This is a genomic window from Streptomyces sp. NRRL F-6676 (assembly GCF_000725625.1).
Lineage (GTDB): Bacteria > Actinomycetota > Actinomycetes > Streptomycetales > Streptomycetaceae > Streptomyces.
The window spans coordinates 1-15,325 of sequence record NZ_JOHS01000043.1; the positions used below are offsets into that span (position 1 = coordinate 1).

The 15,325-nt window shown below is 73.9% G+C and carries 14 protein-coding genes; 6 read left to right on the forward strand and 8 right to left on the reverse strand.

The window, feature by feature from the left end; genetic code table 11:
* Positions 1–418: 418 nt before the first annotated feature.
* Positions 419–2,269 (reverse strand): aromatic amino acid ammonia-lyase, encoded by a 1,851-nt coding sequence (locus IO29_RS23595; protein ID WP_078618402.1) that lies wholly within the window; start codon positions 2,267–2,269, stop codon positions 419–421.
* Between the two features lie 13 nt (positions 2,270–2,282).
* A complete protein-coding gene (locus IO29_RS23600) occupies positions 2,283–3,239 on the reverse strand; it encodes an ABC transporter substrate-binding protein (RefSeq protein ID WP_030381325.1) in 957 nt (318 codons plus the stop codon).
* Positions 3,240–3,692: 453 nt separating this feature from the next.
* On the opposite strand from IO29_RS23600, the gene IO29_RS23605 reads away from it, so the two are divergent.
* From IO29_RS23605 to IO29_RS23620, 4 genes are read left to right on the forward strand one after another with little or no spacing between them, the layout of a single operon-like run.
* Positions 3,693–6,875 carry a sensor histidine kinase gene (locus IO29_RS23605; RefSeq protein ID WP_030381326.1) on the forward strand — a complete coding sequence of 1,061 codons (3,183 nt, stop codon included), beginning with the start codon at positions 3,693–3,695 and terminating at the stop codon, positions 6,873–6,875.
* Complete coding sequence (locus tag IO29_RS23610; RefSeq protein WP_030381327.1) at positions 6,872–7,348, forward strand: roadblock/LC7 domain-containing protein; 477 nt, start codon at positions 6,872–6,874, stop codon at positions 7,346–7,348. The genes IO29_RS23605 and IO29_RS23610 overlap by 4 nt, the downstream gene beginning before the upstream one ends.
* 36 nt (positions 7,349–7,384) lie before the next feature.
* A complete protein-coding gene (locus IO29_RS23615; RefSeq protein ID WP_030381328.1) occupies positions 7,385–7,825 on the forward strand; it encodes a DUF742 domain-containing protein in 441 nt (146 codons plus the stop codon).
* On the forward strand, positions 7,812–8,408 hold the full coding sequence (locus tag IO29_RS23620; protein ID WP_030381329.1) for a GTP-binding protein: 597 nt from the start codon (positions 7,812–7,814) through the stop codon (positions 8,406–8,408). The genes IO29_RS23615 and IO29_RS23620 overlap by 14 nt, the downstream gene beginning before the upstream one ends.
* Before the next feature lie 7 nt (positions 8,409–8,415).
* On the opposite strand, the gene IO29_RS23625 is transcribed toward IO29_RS23620, so the two are convergent.
* On the reverse strand, positions 8,416–9,336 hold the full coding sequence (locus IO29_RS23625; protein ID WP_051707611.1) for an AraC family transcriptional regulator: 921 nt from the start codon (positions 9,334–9,336) through the stop codon (positions 8,416–8,418).
* 74 nt (positions 9,337–9,410) lie between these two features.
* Between IO29_RS23625 and IO29_RS23630 the strand changes: the two genes are divergently transcribed.
* The gene (locus IO29_RS23630; RefSeq protein ID WP_030381331.1) at positions 9,411–10,340 is read left to right on the forward strand and encodes an alpha/beta hydrolase; all 930 of its coding nucleotides are present in this window, start codon (positions 9,411–9,413) and stop codon (positions 10,338–10,340) included.
* An 18-nt stretch (positions 10,341–10,358) separates the two neighbouring features.
* On the opposite strand, the gene IO29_RS23635 is transcribed toward IO29_RS23630, so the two are convergent.
* From IO29_RS23635 to IO29_RS23655, 5 genes are all read right to left on the reverse strand, one after another.
* Entirely contained in the window at positions 10,359–11,024 is a 666-nt protein-coding gene (locus IO29_RS23635) for an ABC transporter permease (RefSeq protein WP_030381332.1), read from the reverse strand.
* Positions 11,021–11,785, reverse strand: coding sequence for an ABC transporter permease (locus tag IO29_RS23640; protein ID WP_030381333.1), 765 nt, complete (start codon positions 11,783–11,785; stop codon positions 11,021–11,023). Before IO29_RS23640 ends, IO29_RS23635 begins: the two co-directional genes overlap by 4 nt.
* On the reverse strand, positions 11,782–12,906 hold the full coding sequence (locus IO29_RS23645) for an ABC transporter ATP-binding protein (protein ID WP_030381334.1): 1,125 nt from the start codon (positions 12,904–12,906) through the stop codon (positions 11,782–11,784). The genes IO29_RS23640 and IO29_RS23645 overlap by 4 nt, the downstream gene beginning before the upstream one ends.
* Positions 12,907–13,162: 256 nt before the next feature.
* Positions 13,163–14,041, reverse strand: coding sequence for an alpha/beta hydrolase (locus tag IO29_RS23650; protein ID WP_030381335.1), 879 nt, complete (start codon positions 14,039–14,041; stop codon positions 13,163–13,165).
* 42 nt (positions 14,042–14,083) lie between these two features.
* Positions 14,084–14,656: a quercetin 2,3-dioxygenase gene (locus IO29_RS23655; protein WP_030381336.1), complete on the reverse strand. Its 573-nt coding sequence runs from the start codon at positions 14,654–14,656 to the stop codon at positions 14,084–14,086.
* A 133-nt stretch (positions 14,657–14,789) separates the two neighbouring features.
* Here IO29_RS23655 and IO29_RS23660 point away from each other — a divergent pair, with 133 nt between their 5' ends.
* Positions 14,790–15,236, forward strand: a complete 447-nt coding sequence (locus IO29_RS23660; RefSeq protein WP_030381337.1) for a MarR family winged helix-turn-helix transcriptional regulator — start codon at positions 14,790–14,792, stop codon at positions 15,234–15,236.
* Positions 15,237–15,325: the final 89 nt, after the last annotated feature.

Sequence of the window (15,325 nt, forward strand, 5' to 3'; positions counted from 1 at the left end):
GTGGTTGCTCGCGCAGTTCCCCGCGCCCCTAGGGGGCGGTGGCAGTGCGTACTCGGGTGCGGGTGGGTCGTGGTTGCTCGCGCAGTTCCCCGCGCCCCTAGGGGGCGGTGGCGGTGCGTACTCGGGTGCGGGTGGGTTGTGGTTGCTCGCGCAGTTCCCCGCGCCCCTAGGGGGCGGTGGCAGTGCGTTCTCGGATGCGGGTGGGTCGTGGTTGCTCGCGCAGTTCCCCGCGCCCCTAGGGGGCGGTGGCAGTGCGTACTCGGGTGCGGGTGGGTCGTGGTTGCTCGCGCAGTTCCCCGCGCCCCTTGCGTACTCGGGTGCGGGTGGGTCGTGGTTGCTCGCGCAGTTCCCCGCGCCCCTGGGGGGCGGTGGCGGTGCGTTGTCGGGTGCGGGTTGCAAGGGAGGAGCCGCGCACGTGCTACAGCGTGGCCAGGTGCTGTAGCAGCTCTGCGGCCGTGGATACGTCCGCCGTCAGCGGGCGGTCCTCCGTTGCTGTGGGCAGCGCCGCGGACGCGAGGGTGAACGCCGGTACGTCCCGCCCCGCACCGCTCAGCCGCAGCGCCCGTACCGCCACGACCAGCTCGCACGCCAGCACCGTCCGGTACGCGTCCACCGCGCGCAGCGCCTGACGGGCGGCCTGGGAGGCGAACCCGGCCGCCTCCTCCAGGCCGTGCGAGAGCACGGCGTGGCCCGCCGACGCGGGAGCCGCCGACGCCCGCAGTTCGGCGAGGGCGGAGTGCGCGGTGTACTCCAGGATCATCGTCCCGGAGCTGCCCGCCGGGCCCTGCGCGAGGAAGGCCGGCAGCCCGGTGAGGTCCGCGCGCCCGAGCGCGGACAGCCGCGCGGCGGACAGCTGGGCGGTGCCCACCAGCGCGAGGTCCGCCCCGTCGAGGGCGAGGCCGAGCGGCGCGGCGTAGAAGCCGCCGTGGTGGTACGCGGCGTCGTCCGCCGGGGCGATGAGCGGGTTCTCGGTGGGGCAGTTGATCTCGGTCTCGACGACGTGCCGCAGCCGGTCGGCGGCGTCGAGTGCGGCGCCGTGCACCTGCGGGAAGGCGCGGAAGCCGAACGGGTCCTGGATGCGCCGCCCGCCGCCGTGCGGTGGCCGGTCGGGCAGCCCGAGCAGCCGCCGCACCTCTGCGGCCGCGCGGGCGGGCCCGGGGTAGGGGCGCACGGCGTGCACGGGCGCGGCGTACGCCTCCGTCGCCCCGGAGACGGCGACGAGCGACAGCGCGGCCACGGCGTGCGCGGCCCGCAGCAGCACGTCGAGCTCATGGCAGACGAGCGCGGCCTGCCCGAGCGCGAGCGCGTTGCTGCTGAGCAACGCGAGCGCGTCCCCGGGCCGCAACGCGACGGGGGCGGGGGCGGGGGCCTCCGGCGGGGCGGACGGGAACGACAGCGGCGCAGCGACGGGCGGCTGCGGCGCGGACGGCCACGCCCGGCCGCCCGGGGAACCCCCCGGCGCCGGGACACCCGGCAGTCCCACGGCGCCCGGCAGTTCTGAAACGCCCGCCAGCCCCACGGCGCCCGCGCCATTCCGCGGTCGGCGCGGCATCGGGATCGGGGAGCCGTCCGGGTACGGCGACGGCGGGTGCGCGCCCGTTGCCCACGGGGGTCCGCCCCCGTCAGGGCGCGCGGGCGGAGGCGCCGTCGGGCCGGTCGCCGTCTCGACGGCCCGGTTGCCGCCCAGCCACGGGCGTTCGCCCAGCAGGGTGAGCGCCGTCTGGGCGAGGGCCGTCAGGTCGCCCGTGCCGACCGAGCCGTACTCGCTGATCGACGGGTGGACGCCGAGCCGCAGCGCTTCGGCGAGCGCCTCGACGAAGTCGGGGTGGATGCCGGAGCCGCCGGCCAGGAGCTGGTTGGTGCGGACGGCGAGCATCGCGCGCGCCTGCCGGGCCGGCAGTACCGCTCCCCCGCCGCCCGCGTGGCTGCGCAGCAGCCGCAGGCCGTGGGTGGCCTGGTCCCCGTCGTCGACGGCGACCTGCCGGTGCGCGCCGACGCCGGTCCCGCGCCCGTACAGCCGGCCGCGCGCGGCGAGCCGCTCGGCCGCCTCCCAGGCCTGCCGGACCCGGGCCAGCGCCTCGGCCGTGAGAACCGGCGCGGCATCGTTGTCGGCGAGCCGGACCACACCGCCGACGTCCAGCCCGGCACCGTCCAGAACGACGCGGGCCCCGGCCGGGGAGGCGGGGGCGCCCGCGTCAGGCCCGTCCGGCACCGCCCGGGTGCCCTCCGCGGAGGGCACCCGGGTCGGCTCGTCGGCGGTCGTGCTCACCGGTGGTGGGCCGTCAGTCGAGGCCCGCGGACTTCAGCCAGGCCTTGGCGACGTCCAGCGGGTCCTTGTTCTCGAGCTGCACCTGCGCGTCCAGGTCGAGGAGCGCGGCCGTGTCGAGCTTGGCCGACACCGCGTTCAGCGCGTCCGCGCCCTCCTTGGAGAGCCCGCCCTTGTAGACGAGCGGCTGGACGTTCTCGAACCCGAAGAGGTTCTCCGGGTCCTGGAGGACGACGAACTTCTCCTTGGTGATGGTCGGGTCGGTGGTGAAGAGGTCGGCCGCCTGGACCGTGTTCTTCTTCAGCGCCGCCTGGGTGAGCGGACCGCCCGCGTCGAGCGCCTTGAAGGACTTGAACTCCACGCCGTACACCGACTTCAGGCCCTTGAGGCCCTGCTGCCGGGTCTGGAACTCCGGAGAGCCGCCGATGACCAGTTCGGACGCGATGTCCTTGAGGTCGGCGATGGTGGACTTCTCGGTCAGCCCGTGCTTCTTCGCGGTGTCCGCGTTGACGGTGACGGAGTCCTTGTCCTGCGCGGCGGCCGGCTCCAGGAGCTCCAGCTTCTTGTCCAGCTTGGCGTTGATCGCGGCGGTCGTCTCGGCGACCGTCTTCGGCGTGGCCTTGGCGTCGAGGTACGCCAGCAGCGCGCCGTTGTACTCCGGCAGCACCGTGATGGAGCCGTTCTTCAGCAGCCCGTACGTGGTCTCGCGGCTGCCGATGTTGGGCTTGTAGCCGACCTTGACGCCCTTGGCCTTCAGCGCCTCGCCGTAGATGTCGGCGATGAGGATGCTCTCGGCGAAGTTGTTGGAGCCGACGACGACCGTGTCGCCCGACTTCTCGCCCGCGAGCGGATCGTCGCTCTTGTCGTCGGAGCCGCACCCCGCCGCCAAAAGGGCCGTGGCGGCGGCGAGCGCTACGGCAGCCGCTCCGGATCGTCTCGTGCTGGACCTGCTGCTCTTCGCGGTAGTCACAATTCCCGTTCCGGAACTCGGGGGTGGAGGGTGGAGGGACGGCACGGCCGCACGGGCGGGGCCCGGAGCGTGTGCCGAGGACGACGGTACGCGTCATTCCGGCACCGCACCCGACTGATCCAATCCAGCCGCTTCTTCATCAGTCAAGTGTCTTCCGGTCAACAAGTGACTTCCGTGGGTGACTTGTTGTGAAGATGTGGTGCGTGTTCACCGGTGGGGCTGATGGGGTTGTAACGGATTCTTGACATAGCGTGCCCGTCAAGGATCACAAGAGGCGGTAGTCTCACCGAAGTTGACCACGGGGAGCGGTGTGGCCGGCCTGGGCGTGCGGGGGTCGCCCGCTGGGGAACCGCGGTGCCCCAGGTGCCCCTGCCCGAACCGATCAGCAGCCGATCAACATCCGAACAGCGGTTTCGTGAATCCCGCGCGCCGTGATGACGCCCACAAGGAGGCTCGGTGTCCACGAACGTGGTGGACTCGCCCACCCCCGCGCCGGCACCGCCATCGCCGCCGCCGAGCGGTATCCGTCGATTCGCCGACCGGTGGCCGTTCCGGCGCAAGCTCAACGCCCTCGTCGGCGTCCCGCTCGCGGTGGTCGCGTTGCTGCTGTCGTACCTCATCGCCGACCAGGTGGGGCAGGCCCGCGACGCGGCGGACGCGGCACAGCTCGTACGGGACAGCGTGCAGGTGGCCGCCCTCGTCGACCAGGTGCAGAACGAGTACCAGCAGGCGATCCTGCTCTCCGTACGGTACGAGGCCGCCGGCAGCGGCGAGAAGCCGTCCACCACGGGGTACCGCAAGGCGCAGGCGGCCGTGGACGCGCAGGTCGAGAAGGTGCGTGAGGCCTTCGGCGACCGGCTCCCCGGCACCGAGGCGCAGTCCCTGCGCGAGGTCAACGGTCTCACCAGCCTCCGGGAGAACGTCGAGGCCGGCTATCTGCCCGCCGACAACATCGACCCCACGTACACCAGCGTCGCCAAGGGCCTGATCGACGGACTCGGCCTGGACCGCAACGCCGCCCTCGCCGCCACGTTCACCGGCAACATGCTGGAGTCGCTGCTGCGCGCCGACGCCGCGCACAGCGCGTTCGAGACCAACGTGTTCTCCGCGACCACGGGTGACAGCAACGCGCTGATCCAGTTCAACAGCGCGGTCGGCGCCTACCAGCTGTACACGTACCAGGCCGACCGCTTCGGCCGCTTCGCCACCGAGGCGCAGGCCGACGAGCTGGGCGGCATGGAGCGCGACGGCCCGCAGGCCACGATCGCCCAGCAGTACGCCGAGCTCCAGGTCGATCCGAGCGCGTTGCAGGCCAAGGGGCCCGCCCAGCTGCGCCGCGCGTTCACCTCGGCGCTCGGCACCTACCCGGACTACCGCGCCCAGGCCGAGTCCCGGCTGAAGATCACCACCTCACTGACCGACCAGATCGCCGGCCGGGCCGACGACGCCTCCTCCGACGCCTGGTGGCGGGCCGGCTGGCTGCTCGCCGCCGCACTGCTCGGGTTCGTGCTCTGGCTCGGCTTCTCGGTCGCCGTACGGCGGTCCGTGGTGCGGCCGGTGACGGCGCTGACCGGGGCCGCGCAGCGGGTCGCCGAGGTGGCGGGCCGCGAGCTGGCCCGGGTGGCCGACGACGACGCGGAGGACGCGGGGCCGCCGCGGCTGAGCGAGGTGCCGGTGGCCGTGCGCGACGAGATCGGCGAGCTCGCCGAGGCGTTCAACCATGTGCAGGGCACGGCGGCGGCGCTGCTGGAGCGGCAGGTGCTCAGCCGGCGCAACGTCGCCGAGATGTTCGGCAACGTGGGGCGCCGGGTCAGCAACCTGACGGCACGTCAGCTGGCGCTGATCGACGCGGTCGAGCGCGGCGAGACCGATCCCGCGCTGCTCGACCGGCTCTACCGCATCGACCACATCGCCGTGCGCCTGCGCCGCAACGCCGACAGCCTGATGCTGCTGGCCGGCATCCGCGAGACCGTGCTGGACGCGGGGCCGACCGCGCTCACCAACGTCGTACGGGCCGCGCTGGGGCAGATCGAGGGCTATCAGCGGGTGGTGCTGCGGGCCGACACGGAGGTCATGGTCGAGCCGGACATCATCGGCGACCTGACGCTGATGGTGGCCGAACTGATCGAGAACGCGGTGGCGTTCTCGCCCGCGCGCAGCCCGGTCGAGGTGGCGGTGCGGGCGGACGGCGACGGCGCGCACATCGAGATCGCGGACCACGGTCTGGGCATGAGCACGGAGCGGCTCGCCGAGGAGAACGCGCGACTGGTGCGCCGCGAGCGGCTCGACCTGGTGCCGACGAAGGTGCTGGGCCTGTTCGTGGTCGGCACGCTGGCGCGCCGCTGGGGTGTGACGGTGACGCTCTCCCGCACCCCGGGCGGCGGCGTCACCTCCCGCATCGCGCTCCCGTCCGCGCTGCTGCTGACGCTGAGCCCGCTGTCGGCGGACGCACCCGCGTCGGCCGGCGGCGGACGGCTCGCGGGCACGCCGTCGGCGGCCCCGGACGGTGGGCGCGCGGTCGCCGGAAGCCCGGCGGACGCCCCCGCGGTCGCGCCTGCCGAGCCCCGCAGGGCCCTGCCGGCGGCGTCGCGGACGGCACGGTCCGAGGACCCCGGCTCCGCGGCGGCCGACGAGCACACCGGTCGCACCCCGGCGTGGGCCGCCCGCCGTGCGGCGGAAGGCGCGGACGCCGGCTCCGCCGAGCCGATGCCGGCCGACGGGGACCCGCTCGTCCCGCTCCCCCGCCGTGTCCCGCGCCGGGACGCGGAGGAGGCGGCCCCCGCCGAGCGGGCGCCCGAGGCCGACGGCCCCGGCCGTCTCCCGGCCCGGCCGGGCACCTCCCGGCGGGTGACGGAAGAAGCAGGCCCCACCGGACGGACGTCCATGGACGACACCCCCGCCGAGCGGGCCCCCGAGGCCGACGCCGCCGGACGGGCCGGTTCCGCCGGGTCCGGACCGGAGCCCGCCGGTGACGGCACACGGACGCCGCTCGTACCGCGACCGCGGACGGAGACTCCGCTGCGGTCCGAGCGGGACCGGCCGTATCTCACGGAGGGCGCCGGGTACGGAGCCGAGCCGGGCCCCGCCCCGCACCGCGACACCGACGCCTCGCGGGCGCACCGGGACGACCACGCGGACGCTCTCCGGGCCGACAGGGACGAGACCGCCGAGGCGCCCCGCGACCACCACGCCGGCACCCCGCGTGCGTACCCGGACGACGCCCCCCGGGCGTACCGGGACCACACCACCGAGGTGCCCCGGGCGCACCGTGACGACGAGGTGCCCGGGGGCAGCGGCTCGCCGCGCCGGACCGGCCCCGCCGTACCGTCCGCCCCGGACGGCGAGGCCGCGGCCGGCGGTGTCCGGCCGTTGCGGCGGCGGGTGCGGGGGGCGACCCTGCGGACGACCGTCGGGGACGCGGCCGCGCAACGGGCCGCGGAGCCGCTGCGGCCCGCCGACGCCGAGGCCGTCCGCGACGCGCTCGACGAGTTCGAGGCCGCCGTCGCCCGCGCCAACCGCGACGCGCGCACCGACCCCGCCGACGGCCCACGTACGCTTCCCTCCGTATCCCCCACGTCCTCAGCCACCCCCCGCGCCACGCACGACCAGAACCACCTCCCGGAAGGAGCGGAGCAGTGACAACGTCGACAGGTGACACCTCCATGGGCGGGGCCTCGCCGACGGACCTGCGGGCTGCCGCGGCCGACTTCACCTGGCTCCTGAACCGTTTCGCCACCGAGACCGCCGGCGTCGTCGACGCCATCGCCGTGTCCTCCGACGGTCTGCTCATCGCCGTCTCCGAGCTGCGCGAGCACGCGGACTCGGAGCGGCTCGCCGCGATCGTCTCCGGCATCACGAGCCTGGCGTCGGGCGCCTCCGGCAACTACGGTCTGGGCGGCCTCAAAAAGGTCATCATCGATCTGGAGGGCGGCCATGTGCTGGTCTCCGCGATCGGCAGCGGCGCCGTCCTCGGCGTGGTCACCGACAAGGAGGCCAAGCTGGGCAACATCGCCTACGAGATGACGCTGTTCGCCAACCGCGCCGGCGCCGCGCTGAGCCCGCAGCTCGTACTCGAACTGAAGAACAGCGTCGGCGCCGCGTCGGCGGGATGACCGGTCGCCGCCGGGTCGAGGGAGGAAGAATCACCGATGGCGGACGGCCACGCGCCCGCCGGCGCGCACGGCTTCACCGGCCCGGACGGCACCCCTGTCGGCCCGGCCCCCGCGGTCCGGCCGTTCCTGGTCACCGCGGGCCGGGTGGCGGGCACCGCGTCCGGCCGCCCGATCCCGGTCGAGACCCAGGTGGTGGCGACCACCGCGGGGATCGAGGCGCTGGAGCGGCTGTCGTTCGAGCAGCACGACATCGTCGCCGCCTGCCGGCGGCCGCAGTCCCTCGCCGAGATCGCGGCCCGGCTGAAGCTGCATCTGAACGTGGTCCGCGTCCTGGCCGAGGACCTGCGCGCCGAGGGACAGCTGTCGGTGCACGTACCACGCACCGACATCGTCCGCGACGCTTCCGTACTGCGAAGGGTTATCGATGGCCTCCGTGCCATCCCCGACTCCCGGGGGGTACTCCGTGACTCCGACTGAACCGGCCGCCCACGGCGGCGCGGTGACCGCCGAACGGCCGCCGCTGCCGGTCAAACTGGTGATCGCGGGCGGCTTCGGCGTGGGCAAGACCACCGCCGTCGGCTCCATCTCGGAGATCGAGCCGCTCACCACCGAGGCGGCCATCACCGAGGTCGCGGCGGGGGTGGACGACCTCAGCCACACCCCGGCCAAGACGACCACCACGGTCGCGATGGACTTCGGCTGCATCACCATCGACCCGACCCTGAAGCTGTACCTGTTCGGTACGCCCGGCCAGGACCGGTTCGGGTTCATGTGGGACGACCTGGTGGAGGGCGCGGTCGGCGGACTGGTCATCGTCGACAGCCGCCGCCTCGACGACTGCTACGCGGCCGTCGACTACTTCGAGCACCGGGGCATCCCGTTCGCCGTCGCGCTGAACGCGTTCGACGGAATGGTGGAGCACTCGCTGGACGAGGTGCGCTGGGCGCTGGACATGGCCGACCAGGTGCCGGTCGTGGTCTTCGACGCCCGCGAACGCGGCTCCGTCCGCGACGCGCTGCTGACGGTCCTGGAACTGGCGCTGGCCCGCACGGAGGGATGACTTCCGCTCAGCTTCCGTCCGCGGCGTTCCGGCGGTACCGGCTCGGAGACATGCCGACGACACGGCGGAACGCGTGGCTGAAGGAGCTCTCCGAGGCGTAGCCGAGGCGCTCGCCCAGTGCGGCGACCGTCGTGTCGGAGTCGCGCAGCGCCTGCTGGGCCAGCCGGACGCGCCAGTGGGACAGGTACGCCAGCGGGGTCTGCCCCGCGACCTCGCGGAACCGCCGGGCGAAGTGACTGCGCGACATGCCCGCCACCGCGGCCAGCTCCCGCAGCCCCCAGGGGCGCGCGGGATCGGCGTGCACGGCCGCCACGGCGAGCCGCAAACGGGCGTCCGCGAGCAGGCGCAGCCAGCCGGGACGCAGGCCCGCACCGCCGCGCACTCCGACACGCAGGGCGTGCAGCAGCAGGAGCTGCGCGTGCTGGTGCCGGGCGAACGCGGCGCCCGGCCGGGCCTGGGCCGTCTCCTCGACGATCTCTTCGAGGAGGTTCCGCATCCGTGCCGCCTCGACGCCGTGCGCGGCCGCGTGCAGGACGTCGGGCAGCGCCGAGGTGAACCACTCCGCGGCGGCCGGGTCGAGTTCCACGTGCCCGCCGACGATCGTCACGTCCCCGCCGCTGCCGAGCCGGTGGAGCGCGCCCGGCGCCGACGCGGGGAGTTCCGCCTCCTCGACCGGGCGCTCCTCGGGGTCGCTGCACAGCACCACCGGTCCGGCGCCGTTGAGGACGACGACGTCGCCCGCGGCCAGTCGCAGCGGGAGCCGGCCGGGAGCGAGGAGCCAGCAGGCGCCGTCCGTCACGGCGTCCAACTTGACCTCCGCGCGCGGCCCGGAACGCAGCGCCCACCGGCCGCCCGCGCGCAGCCCACCGGTGATCTCGCATCGGGCCCGCACCAGCGCGAGCACGTCCGACAGCGGGTCGACGGACATGGGCGGACTCTCATTCAAGTATCTGGGACCACAAAGCATTCACAGTCCACCTTACGCTCGGCAGACTCCCCCGTATGGACACCACCGCACCACCCGCCCCGGACCACGTGACCTTCGACAGCCGTGGCGTCGGCCTCGCCGGTCACCTCCGCGTCCCGCCCGGCTCCGTCGCCGGCCGGCGCCACGCGGCGCTCGTCTGCGTGCATCCCGGCAACGGCGTGAAGGAGCAGACGGCCGGGCTCTACGCCCGGCATCTCGCGGCCAAGGGGTACGCCACCCTCGCGTTCGACGCCTCCCACCAGGGCGAGAGCGGCGGCGAGCCCCGGCATCTGGAGGAGCCGGCCACCCGCGTCGAGGACATCAGGTCCGCCGTCGACTACCTCACCACTCTGCCCTTCGTGGACGAGGAGCGCATCGGCGTGCTCGGGGTGTGCGCGGGCGGCGGTTACGCGGTCAACGCCGCCATGACCGAGCACCGCATCAGGGCGGTCGGCGCCGTCGTGCCCGTGAACATCGGCCGGGCCCGGCGGGCCGGCGGGTCCGTCGTCGAGCGGCTCGAGGAGGTGGGGAAGCGGCGTACGGCCGAGGCCCGCGGCGAGGATCCGACGCTCACGGCGTGGCTCCCCGACGGCCCGGAGAACCTGGCGGAGGCCGGTGTCACGGACATCGACCTGATCGAGGCGGTCGACTACTACCTCACTCCGCGCGGCCGGCACGAGCGGTCGGTCAACCGGCTGGCGCACCGCGGCATCGCCTCGATGCTCGCGTTCGACGCCTTCCACCTGGTGGAGGAGCTGCTGACCCAGCCCCTCCAGATCGTGGTCGGCGACCGCACCGGGTCCTTCGGCTCCCGCCGCGACGGGCAGGAGCTGTTCGACAGGGCGCCGGGCCGCAAGGACCTCTTCGTCGTCGACGGCGCCGGCCACTACGACCTTTACGACCGGCCGGAGTACGTCGGCCGTGCGGTCGAGCGGCTGGCGTCCTTCTACGCGGACACCCTCTGACGCCGCCCCCGCTCCCGCTCAGCTGCGCCGCACCCCCGGCGAGACCGCCGCCCGTGCCGCCGCCCAGAACAGGCCGAGGGTGGCCAGGGCAAGGACCGCCACCAGGGTGGCGCCGCCCACGACCTTCTCGTAGTTGCGCTGGTAGAGGCCGTCGACGATGTAGCGGCCGAGGCCGCCGAGGCTGACGTACGCGGCGATCGTGGCCGTGGAGACGATCTGGATGGCGGCCGAGCGCAGACCGCTGAGGATCAGCGGGAGCGCGACCGGCAGTTCGACCTGGAAGAGGATGCGCGGCTCGGTCATGCCCATCCCGCGGGCCGCGTCGACGGGGGCGGGCTCGACGGTGCGGACCGCCTCGTAGGTGGTGACGAGGATCGGCGGGATGGCGAGCACCACCAGCGGGATCATCACCGGCAGCAGCCCGAGCCCGAGCAGGACGAACATCAGCACCAGCAGTCCGAAGCTGGGCAGTGCCCGGGCGGCGGTGGCGATGAGGGCGAGCGTGGTGCCGCCGCGCCCGGTGTGCCCGGTGATCAGGCCGACGGGCAGCCCGATCGCGGCGGCGATGGCGAGCGCGATCAGCGAGTACTGGACGTGTTCGAGGAGCCGGTGCGGGATGCCGTCGTAGCCGTGCCAGTGGGCGCTGTCGCTGAAGAAGGCGTTGATGAAGTTCAGGACGTTCATCGGGCGGTGTCCTTCACGGGTGCGGTGTCCTGCACGGTGAGCGCGGCCGGTTCGGGACGTACGGCCGTCCCTGCCCCGGCGGGCCGGCCGAGGCGCCGGCGGGCGGGCCGGGTGCGGCCGGAGGCGGGCGGTGCCCAGGGGGTGAGGACCTTGCGCAGGAGGACCAGCAGGGCGTCGATGACGATGGCGAGGACGGCGGTGGTGACCACGGAGTTCACCGCGAGCACGGGCCGGTGGTAGAACATCGCGTCGGCGAGCAGGTTGCCGAGCGCGCCCTGGTTGCCGATGAGCGTGCCGACGCTGACCAGGGAGATGCTGGAGACGGTGGCCACCCGCAGCCCCGCGATCAGCGCGGGCACCGCGATCGGCAACTGCACCTGGAGGTAGCGGCGTACGGGTCCGAAGCCCATGGCGGTGGCGGCGGCGAGGGTCTCCTGGGGGACCGAGCGGACGCCGTCGACGATGGCGGGGACGAGCACCACCAGGCTGTACACGGCGAGCGGGATCATCACCGTGGTCTCGCTCTGGCCGGTGTAGTCGATGAGGACGACGAAGAACGCCAGCGACGGGACGGCGTACAGCACCGTCGTCACCCACAGCACCGGCGGGTACAGCCAGCGCACCCGCACGCACAGCTGCCCGATGGGCAGCGCCAGGACGAGTCCGGCCAGGACCGGGATCAGCGCCTCGCGCAGATGCAGCCCGATCAGGCCGAGCCAGCTGTGCTGGAGGTCGCTGGGGATGTCGAAGAAGCCGTTCATCCGGCGACGTCCGCCTTCCGGCGCTCGGCGTGCGCGGCGCGGATGGCCTCACCGATGGTCTCCTGGGAGGCGACGCCGACGGCCCGGCCCTCGGCGTCGACGGCGACCGCCCAGCCGGTGGGCGAGAGCACCGCGCAGTCCAGGGCGGCCCGCAGCGAGTCCTTGCCGGACTCGAACGGCCTGCCGAAGGAGAGCAGTTGGCCGGGTTCGGCGCCGGGGAAGTCCGCCGGGGCGCACCAGCCGAGCGGCTTGCCGTCGAGGTCGGTGACGAGGAGGTACGGGGCGGTGTTCGTGGCCTCGCGCGCGGCGAGCTGCCGGGCGGTGGTGTCGACGGCGACGACGGGCGCGGTGGTCAGCTCCAGCCCGGCGGAGGTGAAGAAGGACAGCCGGCGGATACCGCGGTCGGCGCCGAGGAAGTCCTCGACGAAGGCGTCGGCGGGCGAGGAGAGCAGTTCGGCGGGCGGCGCGAACTGGGCGAGGTGACCGCCGGTACGCATCACGGCGACCATCGTGCCGAGCCGGATCGCCTCGTCGATGTCGTGCGTGACGAAGACGATGGTCTTGCCCAGCTCCTCCTGGATGCGCAGCAGTTCCTCCTGGAGGCCCTTGCGCACGATCGGGTCGACGGCGGAGAACGGCTCGTCCATCAGCAGCACCGGCGGGTCCGCGGCGAGCGCGCGGGCGACGCCGACGCGCTGCTGCTGACCGCCGGAGAGCTGGTACGGGTAACGGCTCGCGAGCGAGGCGTCCAGGCCGACCCGCGCCATCAGCTCCCGGGCCCGGCCGCGCGCCCGGTCCTTGCTCCAGCCCAGCAGCCGGGGCACGGTCGCGATGTTGTCGACGATCGTGCGGTGCTGGAAGAGGCCCGCGTTCTGGATGACGTAACCCATGCCCCGGCGCAGCGTGTTGACCGGTTGCTTCTGGATGTCGACGCCGTCGATCAGGATGGTGCCCTCGCTGGGCTCGATCATCCGGTTGATCATCCGCAGGGTCGTCGTCTTGCCGCAGCCGGACGGCCCGACGAGAACCGTGATGGAGCGGTCCGGGATCTCGAGCGACAGCCGGTCGACCGCCACCGTGCCGTCCGGGTACCGCTTGGTGACTGAATCTATGCGTATCAAGACGCCGCAAACCCTTCGGGTGTGGCCGGGAACTGCCTTGTTCTGGTCACTGGCCGGTCAGCGCCGGTCACTGGCGAGCAGGCCGGGCCCTGTCGTCACATTGCCGTCGTCCGCCCGGAGGGCGGGCCGGGCGGCAATGTGACGACAGGGCCCGGGGGGAGAGTGTAGACGGCGCGTGTTGCGGCGGTATGGCGGGCGGCCGGGCCGGACGTCCGGTTCAGGGAGTCGATTCAGCCGTGCGGCGGCGGGCGAAGGGTCATCCGGCCGTGCGGCGGCGGGCGAAGTCGAGGGAGGCCGCGAAGACCTCCTCCACTTTCTCCTCGGGCAGTCCGACCCACACGTGTTCGGCGCCGGGTACGGGCCGGAAGTCGGCCTCGGCCCCGGCCGCGCGCAGTGCGGCGGCGAGGGCCTCGCCCTGGGCGAAGGGGACGGCGGTGTCCTCGGTGCCGTGCAGGATCAGGAACGGGGGCGCGTCGGCCGTGACATGAGCGACGGGGCTGGCGGCGCGGGCCCGTTCGGGTACGTCGGCGGGGGCGGCGCCGAGGAGCAGAGCCTCCGGGGTGGCCGGGTCGGTGGGGTCGGCAGGCGTGGTGGCGAGGTCGGCCGGGCCGTACCAGACGACGCAGCCGGCCACGGCGGGCCGTGCGGTGAGCGCCAGCAGGGCGGCGAGGTGACCGCCCGCCGACTCCCCCCACGTCACGAACCGCCCCCCGTCCAGGCCGAGTTCACCGGCGCGGGCGCGCAGCCAGCCGAGCGCGGCGGTGACGTCGTCGAGCTGGGCGGGGTGCGTGGCCTCGCCGCTGAGCCGGTAGTCGGGGCAGGCCACCGCGAACCCGGCGCGGACCAGGCGGGCGAACGGACCCGGCCGCCAGTCCCGGAACCGGGGGCCGAGCCGGTCGCGCAGCCCGGTGCGCCAGCCGCCGCCGTGCAGGAACACGATCACCGGGAGCGGCGCGGGCTGCGGCCCGGCCGGGAGCCACAGGTCGAGCGCGAGGGGCCGGCTGCCGGTGCGCACGGCGTACGGGACGGCACGCAGCAGCCGTACGCCGTCCTCCGGCTCGGCGGCGGGCGGCAGGGGAAGGGTGGCCGGGTCGGGCGGTGCGAGGTGGGGGCGGAGTGCGGGGGACGGTGGCACGGGGGCCTCCTGAGCGGGGAACGGAGTGCGGAAGGGTGCGGGTCAGGCGTCCGGGGTGCCTGTGCGCCACTGGTGGTCGGGGAGGAACGTCACGTCGTACGTCTGCGGCACGGTGGCGAACTTCTCCCGCTCGGGGATGAACGGCTTCCGCGGCAGGCCGGGTTCGTCGGTGGGGGTGCCGAGGGCCTCGAAGAACCGCTCGAAGGTGCCGCCGGGGCCCGCGGCCACGCCGACGATCTGGCTGTGGTGGCGCTCGATGCGGTAGGCGTGCGGGCAGTTCTTGGGGACGAAGCCGAAGTCGCCGGCGGTCAGCAGCTTCTCATACTGCTCCCCCTCGGTGTCCTCGACGAAGAGGCGGACGGCGCCCTGGGTGAGGAAGAAGACCTCGTAGGTGTCGGGGTGGGAGTGGGCCGGGATGATGTCGCCCTTGGGGCCCTCACAGGTGAAGAAGTTGAAGGTGTTCTCGGTCTGCGGGCCGCCGGCGTAGACGGTGAACAGGTCACCGAAGAGGTGGGCGCGGTCGCCGGCGCCCTTCTCGATGAAGTACGGCTTGCCCGGGTCGGTGGGGATGAGGGAGCCGGGGCGGTGGTGGGTGCGGGCGAACTCGATGGTCATAAAACGTCAGGCTACCTGACATTCGCGGGGCCGCAAGGGGTGTGACCGGGGACAGAGGGGGGTGTGCCCCGGCGCCGTATGCTCGGGGGCCCGATGATCCGAGGATTTCGGGGGCCCGATGATCCGAGGAGTTATGAGCGAAGCCGCGTCCCCCAACATGCCCATGCTGCTGACCGGCGCGAAGCGCTGGTTCGAGGAGGCGCTGTTCACGAGCATGCGGGCGGCCGGGGAGCAGCCGGTGACCAGCGCGCAGGGGATGGTGTTCGCCAACCTCGACGCCGGGGGGACGACGGTGGCGGAGCTGGCGCGGCGGATGGGGGTGACGCGGCAGACGGCGCACCAGGCGGTGCACGGGCTGGTGGGGATGGGGCTGCTGGAGCAGCGGCCGGATCCGGCGTCGGGGCGGAACCGGCTGATCGTGATGACGGCGGAGGGGGAGCGGGTGCACGGGCGGGCACAGGCGACGCTGGGGGTGATCGAGGGGGTGCTGGCCGAGCGGGTCGGGGCGGATGCGGTGATGGCGCTGCGCGCGGCGCTCACGCTGCCGTGGGGCGACCCTCCTGTGGTGGATGCCCCGTAGGTCCCCGCGTCCCTCGAAAGCCGGGGGGCGCCCCACTGCTTTCAGGGGCGCGGGGAACCGCGCGAGCCACCACCGACCCACCCGCTGCC